The organism is Streptomyces sp. NPDC048825 (genome assembly GCF_043198355.1).
In the GTDB taxonomy this organism is placed as follows: Bacteria; Actinomycetota; Actinomycetes; order Streptomycetales; family Streptomycetaceae; genus Streptomyces; species Streptomyces xiangluensis.
Genome location: NZ_JBICUR010000012.1, coordinates 191,305 through 208,354, shown reverse-complemented (window position 1 = coordinate 208,354; position 17,050 = coordinate 191,305). Strand labels below are relative to the sequence as shown.

Annotated in this window: 15 protein-coding genes; 7 read left to right on the top strand and 8 right to left on the bottom strand. The window is 68.7% G+C overall.

The genetic code is table 11. The annotated features are described in order from the left end of the window. Positions 1–79: 79 nt before the first annotated feature. The 4 genes from ACGFNK_RS27820 to ACGFNK_RS27805 form a co-directional block, all read right to left on the bottom strand. Entirely contained in the window at positions 80–1,828 is a 1,749-nt protein-coding gene (locus tag ACGFNK_RS27820) for a hypothetical protein (RefSeq protein WP_393420167.1), read from the bottom strand. After that, the gene (locus ACGFNK_RS27815) at positions 1,825–2,712 is read right to left on the bottom strand and encodes a nucleic acid/nucleotide deaminase domain-containing protein (protein WP_393420411.1); all 888 of its coding nucleotides are present in this window, start codon (positions 2,710–2,712) and stop codon (positions 1,825–1,827) included. Before ACGFNK_RS27815 ends, ACGFNK_RS27820 begins: the two co-directional genes overlap by 4 nt. A 211-nt stretch (positions 2,713–2,923) precedes the next feature. Further along, positions 2,924–3,991, bottom strand: a complete 1,068-nt coding sequence (locus ACGFNK_RS27810; protein WP_393420165.1) for a hypothetical protein — start codon at positions 3,989–3,991, stop codon at positions 2,924–2,926. Between the two features lie 2 nt (positions 3,992–3,993). Continuing rightward, positions 3,994–4,629 carry a hypothetical protein gene (locus ACGFNK_RS27805; RefSeq protein ID WP_393420163.1) on the bottom strand — a complete coding sequence of 212 codons (636 nt, stop codon included), beginning with the start codon at positions 4,627–4,629 and terminating at the stop codon, positions 3,994–3,996. Positions 4,630–4,950: 321 nt separating this feature from the next. Between ACGFNK_RS27805 and ACGFNK_RS27800 the strand changes: the two genes are divergently transcribed. The 4 genes from ACGFNK_RS27800 to ACGFNK_RS27785 all read left to right on the top strand — a co-directional run bounded on the left by ACGFNK_RS27800 (position 4,951) and on the right by ACGFNK_RS27785 (position 10,496). Next, complete coding sequence (locus ACGFNK_RS27800) at positions 4,951–7,935, top strand: BTAD domain-containing putative transcriptional regulator (protein WP_393420161.1); 2,985 nt, start codon at positions 4,951–4,953, stop codon at positions 7,933–7,935. Between the two features lie 164 nt (positions 7,936–8,099). Then, a complete protein-coding gene (locus ACGFNK_RS27795; RefSeq protein WP_393420409.1) occupies positions 8,100–8,765 on the top strand; it encodes a prepilin peptidase in 666 nt (221 codons plus the stop codon). Between the two features lie 71 nt (positions 8,766–8,836). After that, the gene (gene mqnC, locus ACGFNK_RS27790) at positions 8,837–10,036 is read left to right on the top strand and encodes a cyclic dehypoxanthinyl futalosine synthase (protein WP_388681943.1); all 1,200 of its coding nucleotides are present in this window, start codon (positions 8,837–8,839) and stop codon (positions 10,034–10,036) included. Positions 10,037–10,043: 7 nt separating this feature from the next. Then, on the top strand, positions 10,044–10,496 hold the full coding sequence (locus ACGFNK_RS27785) for a hypothetical protein (protein ID WP_393420159.1): 453 nt from the start codon (positions 10,044–10,046) through the stop codon (positions 10,494–10,496). Between the two features lie 3 nt (positions 10,497–10,499). Here the strand turns inward: ACGFNK_RS27785 and ACGFNK_RS27780 are convergent, their stop codons facing one another. Beyond that, a complete protein-coding gene (locus tag ACGFNK_RS27780) occupies positions 10,500–11,579 on the bottom strand; it encodes a hydrolase (RefSeq protein ID WP_393420157.1) in 1,080 nt (359 codons plus the stop codon). Positions 11,580–11,807: 228 nt separating this feature from the next. Between ACGFNK_RS27780 and ACGFNK_RS27775 the strand changes: the two genes are divergently transcribed. Beyond that, entirely contained in the window at positions 11,808–12,503 is a 696-nt protein-coding gene (locus tag ACGFNK_RS27775) for a demethylmenaquinone methyltransferase (RefSeq protein ID WP_386340721.1), read from the top strand. Between the two features lie 36 nt (positions 12,504–12,539). On the opposite strand, the gene ACGFNK_RS27770 is transcribed toward ACGFNK_RS27775, so the two are convergent. Next, complete coding sequence (locus ACGFNK_RS27770; RefSeq protein WP_386340722.1) at positions 12,540–12,878, bottom strand: PASTA domain-containing protein; 339 nt, start codon at positions 12,876–12,878, stop codon at positions 12,540–12,542. A gap of 170 nt (positions 12,879–13,048) precedes the next feature. Then, positions 13,049–13,555 carry a GNAT family N-acetyltransferase gene (locus ACGFNK_RS27765; protein ID WP_393420154.1) on the bottom strand — a complete coding sequence of 169 codons (507 nt, stop codon included), beginning with the start codon at positions 13,553–13,555 and terminating at the stop codon, positions 13,049–13,051. 98 nt (positions 13,556–13,653) lie between these two features. Between ACGFNK_RS27765 and ACGFNK_RS27760 the strand changes: the two genes are divergently transcribed. Continuing rightward, a complete protein-coding gene (locus ACGFNK_RS27760; protein WP_386340724.1) occupies positions 13,654–14,958 on the top strand; it encodes a geranylgeranyl reductase family protein in 1,305 nt (434 codons plus the stop codon). Positions 14,959–15,049: 91 nt separating this feature from the next. On the opposite strand, the gene ACGFNK_RS27755 is transcribed toward ACGFNK_RS27760, so the two are convergent. Beyond that, positions 15,050–15,892 (bottom strand): C40 family peptidase, encoded by an 843-nt coding sequence (locus ACGFNK_RS27755; protein WP_393420152.1) that lies wholly within the window; start codon positions 15,890–15,892, stop codon positions 15,050–15,052. A 786-nt stretch (positions 15,893–16,678) separates the two neighbouring features. Here ACGFNK_RS27755 and ACGFNK_RS27750 point away from each other — a divergent pair. After that, the gene (locus ACGFNK_RS27750) at positions 16,679–17,038 is read left to right on the top strand and encodes an NADH-quinone oxidoreductase subunit A (protein WP_033319564.1); all 360 of its coding nucleotides are present in this window, start codon (positions 16,679–16,681) and stop codon (positions 17,036–17,038) included. The last annotated feature ends 12 nt before the right edge of the window (positions 17,039–17,050 follow it).

Below are 17,050 nucleotides of genomic sequence, written 5' to 3'. Positions count from 1 at the left end.
ACTTTCACCACCCTGTCCGCCGAAAGGGTGATCGTCAATCGAAGAGTTGACCAAGGAGTTGACGGGGAAAGGTTTCAAGTCACCTGGGACGTAGGCAGATCAGCGACTCGTCGGTGCCAATGAGCAGTTCGCCGCCGGGAGTTACCACCAGAGCGTTGACCGGAAGTCCGGGGTGGAAGGTGCGTATGTCGTCGACGTCCGGGCCGTGGTACTCGACCAGGCCGTCCGCCCAGCCGACCGCCAGGACCACTCCCACGGAGGGGTACGAGGCGCTCAACGCGACGACGGGGTACGGACGTTCGGCGACAGGGGTCGTCAGCGGTTCGTGGTCAGGTGCCCATGCGCGGATACAGCCGTCGCTGCCGCCGCTGTATATGAGAGGAATGGCCTGCCCGGCTTCGCCGACCGGGACGTCGACCACGCACAGGGCGGTGACGCGTCCTTCGTGCAGGCGAGCGGTGCGTGGAGCGTCGCCTGGGGTGTTGAGCGTGATGGTGTGCACCGTGCCGGTGGCGTCACCGACCGCGGCGAGGTTCCCGGTGGCTGCCAGCGCCGTTCTCGGCGTCCGTGCCAGGTGCTCGGTGAGTGTTTCGGCAGCCTGCTCGGTGACCGTAGGCCCGTCGTCGAGGAGTGCCGCCAGGCCGGACACGGGTCGCGCGGCGGGCAACTGCTGTGTGTGCAGGTGTCCTTGAGCATCGAGGACCCAAGTGCTTCCGTCGGGCAGAGTGCTGAGGGCTCTGGCCCGGGGGACGCGTTGGCCGAGACGCCCGGTGGGGGCCGCGTCGGCCAGGGCCACGGTCCGTAACACGCCCTGGTGATCGGCCAGGAGTGCCTGTCCCTCAAGCGGGCCGCTTCCCGCGGCGGCCGCGAAGACCGGGCCGGGCCAGGGCGGGGTGGCGTCCCCACACACCCGGTTCCAGACCGGCTGCCAGGACGCACCGGCGGCCAGCTCCGCCACCTGAGGCCGGAGCCGTGGGTCCGCGCCGTCCCCCAGGGCCGTGAGCAGGACGAGTGCACGCTCGGCGGAGGTCTGGTCGCGTAGCAGGGACTGCCCGGCACGAAGCCATGCGGTGCGTAGCCCGCCGTACTCGGACGGCCCCGGCGTACCGATCCCGATTCCGGACGTGCCGGTCCTGGATTCGGATATACCGGCCTCGTACGCGGCCGTCACACGCACCGGATCCGCCGCACAGACCGCGGCCGGATCCGCGAGGTCCGGCGGGGGCGCGAACGGGTCATCGGATGTGGTCGGCAGTCCCGGCGAGGACGCCCGGTCGGTATGCCAGGCCGCGTACCGTACGGGGTCCGTCCACTGGGCCTCGTCGAGATCCATCACCGCGGGCTTGGCCCCGGACGGCAGGGACTCGGCCAAGGGTGGGAGCACGGCATGGCTGCTGCGCACTTCGACGATCAGCCGGACGTGCTCCAATTCCCCCAAATACAGCACCAGTTCGGCGAGTTCCTCGGGAGCGGCCGCAGCGTGCAGATCGGCGAGCACGATCACGGTGCGACGCTGGTCGGCCGCAAGCGCGGCGAGCAGTTCGCCGGGGCCCCGGGCCGCCATTCCGAGTTGCCCGGCCAGTGTCCACACCGCACCCATCGTGCTGAGTCCGGCCAGCGGGGCGAACGCATGCACGACGCGCTGCGGCGCCGTATCCGCCCGGGATGCGTGGCCCACCAGCCAGGCCAGCAGTGCCGACTTCCCGCATCCGGCCCCGCCCGATATCAAGCACAACCGTGGCGCGTACCGGTCCGACAGCCACCCCAGCAGCGCGGCCGCGGCGGGTTCCCTGCCCGCCGAAGGACGCGCCCACCTGCGGTCGCTCACCGGCCGCCCGCCTGCCTGGCCGCGTGCGTGATCAGCTCCTTCAGGCCCGCCTCACGGGACTCCGCGTCGCTGCCGTAGTCGAAGCTGTGGGTGAACTCCGCCTGAGGAAAGGTTCGTTGCATCCACACGGCGCAGTAGTGGCCCGGCATCATGCACGGCTCCAGCTCGCAGTACACCCGGCGTACCTGCTCCGGCGCGATGCCCTCGCCCGAGAGCCGCTGCCAGATCAGCTCCTCCGGATGCGCCCGACCCGGCCCGGTCGCGTCCGTTACGGTCTGCTTTTCGCCCGCCTCGTCGACGTACTCGAACGCCGAGGAGAAGGGGAAGTTGAGGCTGTGGCGTACGTCGTCCAGGACCCGAGGCCACCAACTCTCCCGCTCCGCGAACGCCGCGGCGTCGATCTGACGCAGTTCCGCGTTCAGTTCCCTGAAGGCCGCAGCCGCCACCGACAGCCCCGGCGAAACGGCGATCACGGGCAGCCTGCGGTCCAGCACTACCAGTGACGCGTTGAACGCCGTGATGTCCGAGCTGACGAACATGCCGGGCTCGGCACCGTCGTACTCGTTGTTCTCCAGGAAAACGGCCTGCAGCGCACCGTCCGGCCGCACACACAGGTGGGCCAGTCCGTCAGTGCCGATTCGCAGCCAGCGCTCGGACTCGGTCGCCGGACGCGGCAACCCGTGATGCCCCGCGAACACCCCCAGGGCCAGGGCGTCCTCCTTACCGGAAGCCCGGAAGTACGGCGCGACGTGCAGCGGTACACCCACCCCTTCGAGGGTCGCCCGCGAGTTCTCTGGCAGCCGTACGCCGTAGGCTCCGGTCGCACTGATCCGACGCATTCCATCCCGGCCGAAATGGGCGACGGCGGGATCCGGAACGGGCACTGACACGGGGACCTCACACAACAGACGGGCGGACGGTTACGACCATAGACGGCAACGGTGACCGGCTCCGCCGAGGGCCTCCCGAGGGCGGGGGGCCTCGGCCTACGTGGCCCTTGCGATCTCGGGTCCCTCTCCGGCTGTGCGGCGGCACGCAGACGAAGGCCGGGCCGGTTCGATTCGTGCGGAACGGCCCGGCCTTCGGCGGAGTGTGTCAGCGGTTGATCGACTGGATTTCCTGGACGTTCATGTCCTGGGTCGTCTCGAAGGTCCCGTCGGGGAGGTCGCCGCCGTCGCCACCCGCGCCTTCCCAGGTGATCTGCCAGGTTACGGAGGCCGACAGTTCGTACGGTTCTCCGTTGGTGGCCCGTAGGTACCTGATGCCGCACGGTGGGGTTTTGCCGGCGTCACCCGTCTTGTACGGGGTCCCGATGGAGCCGTCGTCGTTGATCTCGCAGTCGCCGGAGGCGGGGAAGGTCTCCGCGTCGTCCGTGCCCGGCTCCAAGTGGAGGGCGACCGGCTTGGCGGTCGTTTCAGCCCACAAGCCGGTGTTCGGGAGCTCGGCGCGGACCTTGACCTCCTTGAACGTTCCCTTGTCCAGCCAGACCCAAGTGGGCACGTTCACCGTGGACTTGGCTTCCGGCTTCAGCTCGACCTCGGTGTCGGGGACCTTCACCTTGTCGTAGGCGTACTCGGCGAGGATCTCCGGTGTGGGGGCGTTCGGTACGTCGGGGATCTCGCCGGCGTCCTGCCAGAACATGACGCGGTCGCAGTTCCATGACTCCGGGTCGGTGGTGTCCGGTGCTACGCCGCGCCAGAAGTAGCCGTCCTGGCCGAGGTTGTAGTTGTCGTAGCCCTTGGCGGTGGACAGCTCGTCGTCGTTCCAGTTGGTGGCGTCCTTGCTGTCCCGGTAGTGGTCCGTCCACAGCTTCTCGCCGTACCAGGACACGTGGGGGCTGACGTCGCCCTGGCCGTTCGTCTCCGAGAACTCCTTGAGCTGCTCGGGCGTGAAGGCGGGTTCGTACCAGCAGGGTGGCGGCTCCCAGTTGACATCCGTCGAGGAGATGTTGCCGGTGTTGTCTCCGGTGGGGGCGCTGGCCTGGGTGATCTTGATCCGGGAGTGGCGGGCAGAAGCGGAGATGGTGCCGTTGGCGTCGGAGTCGGCGCCCGTCTCACCTTCGTTTCCTGGCTCCCCGAGGGCGAGGGCCGGGGATGGCGCCAGCGCTGCTGCCAGCGTCAGCGAAGTGAGCAGACCTCCGAGAGTCTTGCGGGGAGTCAGCATGCTCAGCACGCTCCCGGTTCGGTCTCGACGGTCATGGTCTTCCAGACGCCGTTCGCTTCCTTTCCGAGGCTCGTGCGGTACTGCACTTTCGGGGACTCGCCCTCGGGGGTTCCCGCGGTCTCGCCTGTCTTGAGGTCCTTGCTGTAGCCCTTGCTCTCGTCGACGCAGTAGAAGAGCGTGGAACGCGTCTTGTTCTTGCCCAGATAGGTGACCTCTGGGTCGTAGACCTTGACTTCGCCGGTGATCGTCAGCCCCTTGTAGCCCTTGACCCAGGCGGAGCCGGTGCTCATTGCGGCTTGCCCGCTGTAGAAGGACAAGGAGTCGGCTTCGGGATCGCCGGCGACGATGGCGGCGTACGAAGCCCGGAGGCGTTCCTTACCGTCGTTGAGGACGGTCTGGAGTTCGGGGTCGCTGTTCGTCCAGCCCTCGAAGTTCGCCTGGAAACTCTCCGGAAGCTTGATGGCGGGGCGCTTCGCGTCCGACGCCGCGGAGGCCGAAGCCGACGGGCTGCTCGCCCCCTTGTCCGCCCCCTTGATGTCATCCGGAGAAGACGAGTCGTCACCCCCGCCGCAAGCGGTGAGCAGAAGCGCCGCCGATGCGGCGAACGTGGCGGTCGTGGTCAGGGTGCGGCGGGCCACGGACGAACTCCCCCTAGCGCAGGCGTGTGTGCAACAGAGAACGAAGCTATCAGGGGCAAGTGGCGTGCATCGGAGCAGCGATGGGGGATCGTGTGTGGATCGTGAGATCTGTGACGTGACAGTTGCGAAGTGGCTCACATCCCGGATGTGGGGCGGCCAACCGTCGGTCGGACAACTCGGGCCTAGGGGTCGGGTTGTGAGAAAGCAGGCGGCCGGAGAAGCGGCGCCCACTGCCCGACCTTCGACACCCTCCTTAAGATCTCAGTAGTCTCAGTACACCCCCGCACTCCTCCCTCCACACACGACATCAGGACACCCGCCATGGCGCGACGCACCACTTCCAGCTCGACGGGCAGTTCGCCGGGTCCGAGGAATCGGACGCCGCAGCCTTTGCCTCGGCGGCGGCGTACGTTCGGGGATTTCATCAAGGCGTTCTTTGCCTTTATCGCCCTGATTGTTCTGCTGGTGGGGGTGCCGGGGGCGCTGGCCACGCAGATGGGGTGGCCGCTGCCGAGCGGGACGCCGAGTCTGGACTGGCTTCAGCAGGAGATCACGGCCGGCACGTTTCTGAATGTGCTGACCGTTCTCGTCTGGTTTGCCTGGGCCCAGTTCACCGCCTGCGTACTCGTGGAGATGAAGGCCGCGCTGTCCGGCGTCGGGGTGCCGAACCGGGTGCCCGGTGCCGGGCCGAGCCAGTTGCTCGCGCGGCAGCTCGTCGCCGCGTTGTTGCTGGTCGGCGCGACCGCGGCCAGTTTTGCGCCCGGACTCTCGCAGCTGGGACAGCAGTTGCAGGAGAACCAGCGGCCGACCGTCGCCGCCGCGCAGCAGACGCCCGCCGGCCTGCTGGGGCAGCAGGAGCAGGCCGCCTCCAGTGCCGCCACCGCGCTGGCCGAGCAGGCGGCGAACGCCGCGCACGCCGCCGAGAGCGGGAGCACCGCCGACAGCGGTGACACGAAGTACTACCGGATCCAGCCGCCGGAGGGGCGCCATCACGACTCCCTCTGGGAGGTCGCCGAGCGGCACCTCGGGGACGGCCGGCGGTACAAGGAGATCTACCAGCTCAACAAGGACCGTGCGCAGCCCGACGGTTCGAGGCTCTCGGAGGCCAGCCTCATCCGGCCCGGCTGGATCCTGGAGATGCCCGGCGACGCCCGCGGCGGCGACCTCGTCGAGATGCCCGACGAGGCCCCGGAGGTGTCGAAGGAGGTTCAGCAGCAGATCTCCGACTACTCCAGGACGGGGAGCGGGGAACAGCGGGGGAGTGGACAGCAGGGCGGTAGCGGCAGTGGCAGCGGGGCCGTTGATCATGAAACGGCTCAGATCACGGTGCCCGAGCAGCGGCCAGGCCCTGACCAAGGTCAGCAAAGCCAAGGCCGGCAGGGGCAGGAGCACGCCACCTCCGCCGCCGACGACGGTGGCTTCGGGCTGCCGCAGGCCCTCCTCGGGGCGCCCCTCCTCGCCGCCGGGCTCCTCGGGGCGCTCGGGCGCCGGCGCCGTCAGGCCCTGTGGCAGTCGGCCCTCGGTGCCGTCGGCGGGCGGCGCGGGATGATGGAGCCGCCGACGCCGACCGGTACGGCCGCCGATGCGCAGGACGCGTTGCTCGTGGGGGCCGACCCCGAGGGCGTACGACTTCTTGACCGGTCGCTGCGCGGGCTGGCCGCTGCGCTCGCGGAGGAGTCGCGGCCGTTGCCGACCGTGTACGCGGCCTGGATGAGCAACGGAGATTTGCACCTGCAACTGGCTCAGCCCGCCGGAAGGCCGCCGGTGCCGTGGCAGCTCGGGCAGGACCAGACGTTCTGGATGCTGGCGCGGGCCGACGCCGAGCGGTACGAGGACGTCGACACGGCGGCCCCGTACCCCGGGCTCGTCAGCCTCGGCACGATGGACGACTCGCGGCTGCTGCTCAACCTGGAATCCGTTCCCGGCATCGTCTCGCTGAGCGGCAGCGAGGAGGACCGGGCGGGCGTGTTCGCCTCCGTGGCCGCCGAGTTGGCGACCAACGGCTGGTCCGACCGCATGACGATCACGCTCGTCGGCTTCGGCCAGGACCTCACCCCCCTCGCGCCCAACCGGCTGCGCCACCTCGACGACATCGAGGCGCTCATCGAGACCATGGAGGCGGAGACCAGGCAGCGACGCGGGGCGCTCGGCGCCGCCGGCCACGACTCCGTCCTCACGGGGCGTACGGGGCCCGCGCAGCACACTCGTTGGGCTCCGCACCTCGTACTCCTCGCCGCCGAACCGTCCGCCGAGGACGCGGTCAAGCTTGCCGAACTCGCCTCCGACGCCGGCCGGTTGGGCATCGGCTATCTCGTCGGTACGGAGTCGGGGGATCTGCCCGGTGCCGCCTGGGAGATGGAGATCACCGGCGAGGGCAAGCTGCTCGCGCCGCTCCTCGGGCTCGAACTCGACGCCCAGTTGCTGCCGGTGGCCCAACAGCGCGCCGTCGTCGAGCTGTTCGTCGAGGCGGATCCGGAGCGCGAGCCGAACGGTCCGGCCGCCGATCCGCCGTTCCTCGTCGACATCAGCGAGCAGGGACGGCCGGCGGTGTATGCGCGGCTTGTCGGGCCGTACGAGATCATCGGCCTCGACACGCCGGACGGTGAGCGCAGTCCGCTGCTGCACGAGGCGTTGGCGTTGCTGCTGCTGCACCGGGAGGGTGTGCATCCTCGGGTGCTGTCGTCCGCGCTGTGGCCCCGCGGGGTCACCGAGGATGTGCGGGACGCGCTGGTCGAGCGGCTGCGGGCCTGGCTGGGCAATGATCCGGACGGCACACCGCGACTTGGCACCGACTCGACGGGGCGGCTCAAGCTGGCCAAGTCGGTCGTGTCCGACCTGGATGTGCTGCGGTCGCTGTATCACGAGGCGACTCAGGGACGTGGGGTCGACAGCCGGGCTGTGCGGGGGCGGTTGCTGACCGATGCGTTGGTGTTGGTGCGGGGGCCGTTGCTGGCGGAGCGGCCTGCGGGGCGGTACGGATGGCTTACGCACGAGATCATCGATGCGCAACTGCCCTTGCTCGTCGCCGATATCGGGCTGGCGTTGTCGGCGTTCCATCTTGAGAAGGGGCGGGCCGGGAAGGCTATTGAGGCGCTGAACGCGGCGCTTGGCTCCGCGCCGGGCGATGAGCGGTTGTGGCATGAGTTGCTTCGGGCCACTCATGCCACGGGGGATGCGGCGCAGCTTCAGAGGCTTGCGGCGGATCTGGTTTCGCGGAGTGGGGCGCGGGGGGTGCCGCCGCGGACTGAGGCCTTGTTGGATGAGTTGCTGCCCTCCTGGCGTAGTGGTGTTGCGGCCGTTGGGTGACAAGTTGCCCGGAGCTTTTGGCTGTGCCCACCCGTTCCGCCTTGCGGAACGTATGCCCACAGCGGTAGCGGATCGCTTGCCCACAGCGGTGCGGTAGTGGCAGGGAGCCTCTTGTGGAACTGGCCTTGATTCTTGGCGCTGCCCTCTGGGGTGCGCTCGCCGGGATGCTCGTGCCCCGTGCTGCCTATCGGCTCTCCGTCGAGCCCGAGGAGGAGTGGCGGGCCCAGTGTCCGGACGGGCATGTCATCAGCGGCTGGGTGGGGTGGGCTAGGTGTGCGGGTCGGGCGTATGGGCCCGGTACGCCACTCGTTGTCGTCGTCACCGCGCTGGTGTGTGCCGCTCTTGCCGCTGCCGCCGGTACTCGGCCTGAGCTGGGGGTATGGCTGTTGGTTGCGCCCTTTGGGGTGCTGCTGACCCTGGTGGACTTCTCGGTGCATCGGCTGCCCGACGTCGTGAATCTGCCCCTGGCTGTCGCCGTGCCCGGGCTGCTGGGGATCGTGGCGCTGGTTCCGGAGAACAACGGTGACTGGACCGGCGCGTTGCTCGGCGGGCTTGCGTACGCCGGGTGGTTCTTCGTCTGTTTTCTCATCAACCCGAACTGGGTGGCCTTCGGGGATGTGAAGGTCGGGCTCTGGCTGGGTGCCGTCCTCGGCTGGTACGGGTGGGGCGTACTGATGCTCGGTGCCTTCGCCGGGTTCTTTCTGGCGGGGTTCTACGCGGCCGGGCTCGTCGTTACGCGCAGGGGCGGGCGCAAGACCGCGGTGCCGTACGGGCCCTTCCTCATCTCCGGCGCCTTCGTCGGCACCCTCATCGGGGCGTTCGCGGCCTGACGCGAGCTGCCCCAAAGGGCTGGCGTACGCTGGATCAGTCCGTCCACACCCTGAGGAAAGGGACCGCCCCGGTGACCGCTAAGGCCGACCTTCAGTCCGTCCTCGACCGTGCCGCCGAGGGTGGGCGGATCACCCCGGAGGAGGCGCTCGACCTCTACCGGGACGCCCCGCTGCACGCGCTGGGCGCCGCCGCCGACGCCGTACGCCGCCGCCGGTACGCCGGTACGGAGCACATCGCGACGTACATCATCGAGCGCAACATCAACTACACGAACGTATGCGTCACGGCCTGCAAGTTCTGTGCCTTCTACGCGCCGCCGAAGGCCACCGACAAGGGCTGGACGCGCGATCTGGACGACATCCTGCGGCGCTGTGCGGAGACCGTCGAGCTCGGCGGTACGCAGATCATGTTCCAGGGCGGGCATCACCCGGACTACGGCGTCGAGTACTACGAGAAGCACTTCGCCGCCATCAAGGCCGCGTACCCGCAGCTCGTCATCCACTCCCTGGGGGCGTCGGAGGTCGAGCACATGGCCCGTATCTCCAAGGTCGGCGTCGAGGAGGCGATCCAGCGGATTCACGCCGCCGGGCTCGACTCCTTCGCCGGCGCCGGTGCCGAGCTGCTGCCGGAGCGGCCCCGCAAGGCGATCGCCCCGCTGAAGGAGAGCGGTGAGCGCTGGCTGGAGATCATGGAGGCCGCCCACAACCTCGGTGTGGAGTCCACGTCCACCATGCTCATGGGTACGGGCGAGACCAACGCCGAGCGCATCGAGCATCTGCGGATGATCCGTGACGTACAGGACCGGACGGGCGGCTTCCGGGCCTTCATCCCGTACACGTACCAGCCCGAGAACAACCACCTCAAGGGTCGTACGCAGGCGACGATCTTCGAGTATCTGCGCATGATCGCCATCGCGCGGCTGTTCATGGACAACATCGCCCATATCCAGGGGTCGTGGCTCACCACCGGCAAGGAGGTCGGCCAGTTGTCGCTGCACTATGGGGCGGACGACCTCGGTTCGATCATGCTGGAGGAGAACGTCGTCTCGTCGGCCGGTGCCAAGCACCGCTCCAACCGGCTGGAGATCATCGACCTGATCCGTAAGGCCGGGCGCGTGCCGGCGCAGCGGACGACCACGTACGAGCACATCGTCGTGCATGACGACCCGGCGAACGATCCCGTCGACGAGCGGGTCCAGTCGCATATCTCGTCCACGGCGATCGCGGGCGGGACGGCTCATCCCGAGTTGAAGCTCCTCGCCTCCAACTAGCTTTCCTGTGCTGACGATTCACGCCGCGGATGAGCTCCGCCACACCTGGGACGATCCCGCTCCGGTCAAGGACGGAGCCGTCGTGGTGGAAGGGGTACGGGTCGCGGCGACGGGTTCGCTCTCGGACCTCCAGGAACGCTTCCCGGGCGCTCGCGTACGGCGGTGGCCCGGGGTTCTCGGGCCCGCCCTGGTCCACGAGGGGCCGCTGCCCGAGGCGCCTACGCCTCGGGAACGGGTGCATGCGGTGCTGAAGCTCGGGGCGGTGGCGGTTCTGGAGGAGTACGCCGATACGCCCGAACTCCGGGCCGCCGCCGAGCGCAACGACGTGGTCGTCCTCGCGAGCGCGGCGCGGCGGCCCGCGATCCTCCAGACCGGGCGCGCCGACCTCGCTGTCGTCGACGAGACCGGCGCGTGTGTCGCGACCGTTTGCGCGGGGCGACTGGTGCACCGGCGCAGATAGCGGTCAGCCCGAGAACGCCTCCGCGAACGCGCCCGAACGCTGCTTGATCCCGCTGCAGTCGGTCTGCGCGACGTTCGCCTTCGCCTTGCCGCGCGCGCACTGCCGGTCACGGGCCGCCGCCCACATCGACACCCACGCGATGTCCTTCTCCTCGGCGAACGACCGGACTTGGGCCGCGTCGGACACCGTGAACGTCTCGTTGTCGACGTCGTTGACGCCGATCATCGAGGTGAGCGCGAGGCCGTTCCAGGCGTCCTCGGACGAGAGGCCGAAGATTTTCTTCAGCTGGCCGTGGGTCGCCTTGGCCGCCTTGATCGCATAGGTGCCCATGTCGCCGTCGAACGAACTGCCGTAGTTCATCGTCATGATGTTGACCGTGGAGACCTGTACGCCGTTGTCGTTGGCGGACTCCAGCACGGCCCGGCTGTCCTTGTTGAGGCCGTGCGGCATCACGGGCAGCGTGAAGGACACCCGGACCTCGGGGCGCTGCTTCTGGAGCAGGGCGATGGCCTTGGAGCGCAGCGCCACCGACTTGGAGTCGCCCAACGGCTCGCCCTCGATGTCGAAGTCGGCCTCTGTCGCACCGGCGGCGTCGAGCGCGGTCGCATAGGCACCGGCCAGCTTGGAGGCGTTCTTGCAGGTCGTCGCGAGCTCCTTGCCGGAGGCTCCGCCGAAGGAGACCCGCACGCTGCTGCCGGACGACTTCAGCGCCGAGATCCTGGACTTCACCGCCGAATCGCCGATGCCGTACTCGCCCCACGTCGGAGTGCAGCCGCCGCGGCCCGCGATCACGAAGGCCAGGTTGTACGCCGACGGGGAGCCCGCCGATTCGTTGTCGGAGGCCGCGGTGGCGCTGACGTACGGGACGAACGCGGCATTCGGTAAGGGCGTCTTTGACGGCGACCGTGACGGTGTCTTTGACGGCGACCGTGACGGCGTCTCCGGCGAAGTCTCCTTGGAGGGGGCGGGCGTTGTGGGAAGTGTGGGGGCCGCCTGCGGGGGTGACGGTTCCGAGGAGCACCCCGTACAGGTCAGCGCCGTCGCGAAGACAAGCCCGGCAGCCGGTTTCAGGAGACTCCTCATTGCACATGCACCTCTCTTGGGACGTACGTCGGGGATCTCTCGTGACGTACGTCGGAGAACGGGCAACGTCTCACAAGCGGCCGGTCTTCACGAGGACAAGACGGACTCTCTCAGGGACTGCACACGTTCCTCGCGGGGTCGAGGGCTCTCGGGGCGCTCGGCGTCGACCCACGCCCGGCCGGGCAGGCCGGGCGTCCCAGCTCTGCTCCCGGCTGCCACAATGGGCCCGTGACCCGCGCTTCCCTGAACAAGCAGCCGCACGAAGTCGCCTCGATGTTCGACGACGTGGCGGAACGGTACGACCTGACGAACGACGTGCTGTCGCTCGGCCAGGACCGGCGGTGGCGCAAGGAGGTCGCGAAGGCGGTGGACGCGCGGCCCGCGCAGAAGGTGCTGGACCTGGCGGCGGGTACGGCCACCTCGTCCCTGCCCTTCGTACGGACGGGGGCGTACGTCGTGCCGTGCGACTTCTCGCTCGGGATGCTCCAGGTCGGCAAGAAGCGCCACCCCTGGCTGCCGCTGACGGCGGGTGACGCGACGAGGCTGCCCTTCAAGGACGACACCTTCGACGCGGTGACGATCTCCTTCGGCCTGCGGAACGTCCAGGACACGGACGCGGCCCTGCGCGAGCTGTACCGGGTGACCAGGCCGGGCGGGCGCGTGGTGATCTGCGAGTTCTCGCACCCCACGTGGGCGCCCTTCCGCACCGTATACACGGAGTACCTGATGCGCGCGCTGCCGCCGGTCGCGAGGGCGGTGTCCTCCAACCCCGACGCGTACGTCTATCTCGCCGAGTCCATCCGCGCCTGGCCCGACCAGCCCGCACTGGCCGAGCGCCTGCGCAAGGCCGGCTGGTCGAAGGTGGCGTGGCGCGATCTCACTGGCGGGATCGTGGCGCTGCACCGGGGCTTCAAGCCCGCCTGACCGCTAAGGGACCTGGTTCACCACCGATAGACCCGGCTACCTCAGGACCTCGAACGGGTCGCGCGGCGCGTCGAGTTCGCGCTGCAGCCCGCCGGACGGCGGTCGTGGCAGCCGCGGCTCGCGCACCCCCGCGCCTCCGCCGCCCTCTCCTTCACCGAAGTCGAACCACACGGTGACGACGGCACCGGGTGGCACCTCGGTGCCGGGCAGCGGGTACTGGCGTACGACGTAGTCGACGACGGTCAGATGGAAATCGGGCCGGTCGGGCGCGGCGAGCATCACGCCACGTGCCTCGGCCGTCTCTCGCGCGTCCACGGCCATCAGGCCGACGAGCCGCGGTACACGCACATCGGGTGGTTTGCGCACAGACGTCACCCCCAGCGGTACCGGAAGAGTAAGCCCTGCCGCGCGCTGCCGGAAGCCGGGCGCCGCCGGAAGGCGTCCCCCGGCCCCGGAGGCCGGCCTGGCAGGCGTCACCCGGTCTGGGGGGCCGCCCCGGAAGCCGTCGCCCGCCTCAGAGGTCCAGCCGGTAGCAGTGGCCCCTCTCAGAGGTCCAGCCGGTAGCAGTGGCCCGTCTGCTGCGAGGCCGGCGAGGTGAACCTCTCGACCAGGGTCATACCCAGGCGTCTGGTCACCGCGATGGAGCGTTCGTTGCGGGAGTTGACCATCGCCACCACGCTGGGGACGTCTGCCGTCCGCAGCCGGTCGATCGTGCTCCACGCGGCAGCGGTGACGTATCCCTTGCCCCAGTACGCCCGCCCGAGCCGCCACCCGATCTCGATCTCGCCCTTCGGACCCCAGGCGTGCGGCCACGGCTGGGCGCCCGTGAAGCCGATGACGTCGTCCTTCTCGTCGAGCATGGTCCAGAAGCAGAAGCCGTACTCGGCGTCGTGCCGGCGCTGCCGCGCGGTCAGCTCCTCGTAGACGGACAGCTCGGCCGGCTTTCCGCCGTGGAACTCCATCACGTCCGGGTCGTCGAAGATCCGGTGCCAGGCGAAGGCGTCCTCGTCGGTGGGGACGCGCAGGCGTACCACGGGGGAAGGTCGGTTCATGGAGTGGCCCTTCAGCAGGGTGATCAGTACTGCTGAATAGACTGCCCATGTCCAGTGCCCGTCGGCACGTTGATTTCGAGTCTTGGGGAGACCCCACCGTGACCGAGCCCCAGCCCCTCTCCGAACACACCGCCGATGTGATCGTCGTCGGGGCCGGGCCAGCCGGTTCCACCACCGCGTACTACCTCGCGAAGGCCGGACTCGACGTCCTGCTCCTGGAGAAGACCGCGTTTCCGCGGGAAAAGGTCTGCGGTGACGGGCTGACGCCCCGCGCGACCAAGCAGCTCGTCTCGATGGGCATCGACATCTCCGAGGAGGCGGGCTGGCTCCGGAACAAGGGGCTGCGCATCATCGGCGGCGGTGTCCGCCTCCAACTGGACTGGCCGGATCTCGCCGCCTACCCCGACTACGGGCTCGTACGAAAGCGGGACGACTTCGACGAGCAGCTGGCGCGGCAGGCGCAGAAGGCGGGCGCGCGGCTGTACGAGCGCTGCAATGTGGGCGCCCCGATCATCGACGACCGCACAGGTCGCATCACCGGCGTGCACGCGAAGCTCGGCGACCCCGACTCGAAGGAGAAGCGCGCGGTCACCTTTCACGCCCCGCTGGTCGTGGCGGCCGACGGCAACTCGACCCGGCTGTCTCTCGCCATGGGCCTGCACCGGCGCGACGACCGTCCGATGGGCGTCGCGGTGCGTACGTACTTCACGTCCCCGCGCCACGAGGACGACTATCTGGAGTCCTGGCTGGAGCTGTGGGACAAGCGCGGTCCGGGCGAGGACCGGCTGCTGCCCGGTTACGGCTGGATCTTCGGCATGGGCGACGGCACTTCGAACGTCGGCCTGGGCGTCCTCAACACCTCTTCCTCCTTCAAGGAGCTGGACTGGCGCGAGGTGCTGAAGGCCTGGTGCGCGTCGATGCCGGAGGAATGGGGCTACACCCCGGACAACATGACGATCCCGATCCGCGGCGCCGCCCTCCCCATGGCCTTCAACCGCCAACCGCACTACACGAAGGGCCTGTTGCTCGTCGGCGACGCGGGCGGCATGGTGAACCCCTTCAACGGCGAGGGCATCGCGTACGCCATGGAGTCCGGCCAGATCGCCGCCGACGTGATCGTCCAGGCGCACGCCCGCGCGACCCCCGCCCAGCGCGAACTCGCCCTGCAGCGCTACCCGAAGGTCCTCAAGGACACCTACGGCGGCTACTACAACCTCGGCCGCGCCTTCGTGAAGCTCATCGGCAACCCGAAGGTCATGAAGATCGCGACGCAGCGCGGGCTCACACACCCGGTGCTGATGAAGTTCACGCTGAAGATGCTCGCCAACCTGACCGACCCGACGGGCGGCGACGCGATGGACCGCATCATCAACGGGCTGAGCAAGGTGGCGCCCAAGGCGTAACTCCGAGGCCGGCTGTGAGGCGGGCTGAGCGCGCGCCTAAGGGCCGCTTCCCCGGCTGGGGAGGCGGCCCTTCAGAAGCGTGACCGGAGGGTCAGAGCACGCGCACCGCGCCGCTCGCGGGGTAGCCCGACAGCTCCTGGATGACGACGCCCTTGCCGGGGTTCGCGGCGTCCAGGTACTTGCCGTCTCCGATGTAGACACCCGTGTGGTACGCGGAGCCCTTGCCGCCCCAGTACAGGATGTCGCCGACCTGGATGTCGGACAGCGGGACGTCGGTCCCGACCGTCGACTGGTCCTGCGAGACGCGCGGCAGGTCCACGCCGACCTGCTTGAACGCGGCCTGGACCAGGCTGGAGCAGTCCCATGCGTTGGGGCCTGTGGCGCCCAGGACGTAGGCGTCGCCGACCTGCGCCTTGAGGAAGTTGATGACCGTACCGACGCTGCCGCTCGCCGGGGCCGGGACATCGGTCTCGGAGCTCGAGGGCGCGGAGGCGTTCAGGGTGGTCCGCTCGGCGGACCGCGAGGCGGCGGCCTCTGCGGCGGCCCTGCGCTCGGCCTCGGCCTTCTTCTTGGCCTCCGCCTTCTTCTTCGCCTGGGCGAGGTCCGTCTTGGCCTGCTTGGCGGCCTTGGCGGCGGCCGCGTCACGCTCGGCCAGCAGCTCGTAGTCGGCCGCGGCCTGCTGGGTGGCAGCCGCGGACTCGGCCACGGTCGCGGACAGGCCGGCCGTGAGCGTGGGCAGTTCGATCGTCTGGGTCACGGGCTCGGACGCGTTCGCCGATCCGGCCGCAGCGCCCACTGCCAGGGTGCTGAGGACGCCACCGGCAACTCCGGCGCGCATCGCGAGCTTCGAACTGCTGCGAGGCCGGGGTTTCCGGTGGCTGGGTATGTGAGCGGTGTGGGACATGAGTCCAACCGGTATCAGGGGCTCCTCCATATCTTCAAGAAACGTGTGGTGCGCCACAGTTGTTCAATGGGCCGTCCAAATTCCGGAAGCGGCATTCCTTATTGACGCCGTACCGGGCAAAGTGGACACCGTTCAACCGGCCTCTGAGCAAGGTCTTTTCGCATTACGTCCGAATTGCCCGCCACTTACCACTCGTTGAGACCGATGGCCAAGCCCCGCTTGTGTGACGGGGCTCCGTGTGTGACGCAGGTCACGGATCGGCCACCTCGGCGGATGTGTCACGCCCCCTGGGTCTCGGTCGGGTCTCAAGTTCGTGTTCCGCTCGTGAACGGATGCACGCTCTCGCGTCCGTCCACACCCGTGCGCCAACTCCCCCCGAAGTGTGAACGAGTTCCTCTACCAAGCGCTGATGTCCAGCACCAATTTGCTTGCGGTGGCTGCCTCTTGATATTGGACCGCACTGCCGGACCTGCGGTAACGAGCGAAATTGTCACTTCTGGTGATCACTCGGACGCTTCCTGAGCGAAGATCGGTACGCCTCCGACTTCATGATCCAGTGCCAGGTGGTGGAGATCACAAAGGCGTTGTCGTACCCCGTGTCGCAGATCACAGACCGGCAGGCATAAGATGCGTGGCAGTTGGGCTTGTGACCTGCTTCACATGGACGCGATCTTCGTGAAGCCGCACGGGGCTTGCGAGTCTCGTGAAGCCGACGGAGCCTGTGAGCTTCGTGGGGCAGGTGAAGTCCGACGTACCCCCAGCCTCTGGCCGGGGGACCCCAATGCAGTCAATGCCGACTGAGAGGAGCGAGGAGCGGTGAACGCGTATGCGCCCATCCTCGTACTGGGAGCCCTCGGGGCAGGCTTTGCGATCTTCTCCGTGGTCATGGCCACGCTTATCGGTCCAAAGCGTTACAACCGGGCCAAACTCGAGGCCTACGAGTGCGGTATCGAGCCGACCCCCACGCCGGCCGGCGGCGGGCGGTTCCCGATCAAGTACTACCTGACGGCGATGCTCTTCATCATTTTCGATATCGAGATCGTCTTCCTCTATCCCTGGGCCGTCACCTTCGACGCCCTTGGGGTATTCGGGCTCGTGGAGATGCTGCTCTTCGTGCTCACCGTCTTCGTCGCGTACGCGTACGTATGGCGGCGCGGCGGCCTGGAATGGGACTGAACCCCGGATAGG